The sequence below is a fragment of the bacterium genome, assembly GCA_023150945.1.
Classification (GTDB): Bacteria; Zhuqueibacterota; Zhuqueibacteria; order Zhuqueibacterales; family Zhuqueibacteraceae; genus Coneutiohabitans.
On the sequence record JAKLJX010000059.1, the window covers coordinates 417 to 1,049 of the forward strand.

Below are 633 nucleotides of genomic sequence, written 5' to 3' on the forward strand. Positions count from 1 at the left end.
TGCGGTTTTCCCGCACCGGGCTCTTCAGCAATACTCGCTTCCGCAATCGAACCGCTTGCGCTGCTCGACATCGCTATTACCCGCAGGGAGGTTGGCATGTTTTTCCGGCTCAGCAAGCCGGGACAATGCCTCCTTTGCAGGTTTCGTGTCACCGTCAGCCCCTTCGCCGTATTGGCGCAAATATAGACCCGGGTAAGGTCACGAATCAAGATGAAGAAGCTGACGGCAGAGCCGCCCTATCATTGTCACTCCTCTGCATCCCCACCCAACCTTGATGCAAAGCTCAATCAAATAGGGAAGCGCTTACGCTGTGCTCATTCCAGAGGTCCGTGCTGGGTATCGCGCCGCACGAATTCTCACCTCGTTAGACACACTATTTTCATCCATGGTCTTTTGTTAGCCATCCATTCTATTTATGGAAGCCCAAAAGAATCTAAGCGTGCCGGCGAGAAGAAAATTGCGCTTTTATTCGGTCGCATCAGAATCTGAACGGGAACGATTTGCTGTGCAAACAGTTTTGCAAGCGGCACGAAATTGAAAAGCCTATCAGGTGCCCAAATGGCTTGGAGAAGGCCTGTCATATTCCCACTAATTTGCGGCTTCCATTTTGGTTCGAGATAGTTTTCAATATCT

General features: G+C 50.6%; 2 protein-coding genes. One reads left to right on the forward strand and one right to left on the reverse strand.

The window, feature by feature from the left end:
• A partial coding sequence (locus tag L6R21_28000; protein ID MCK6563050.1) for a hypothetical protein occupies positions 1 to 186 on the forward strand: 186 nt, incomplete at its 5' end.
• Positions 187 to 413: 227 nt separating this feature from the next.
• Here the strand turns inward: L6R21_28000 and L6R21_28005 are convergent.
• A partial coding sequence (locus L6R21_28005; GenBank protein ID MCK6563051.1) for a hypothetical protein occupies positions 414 to 633 on the reverse strand: 220 nt, incomplete at its 5' end.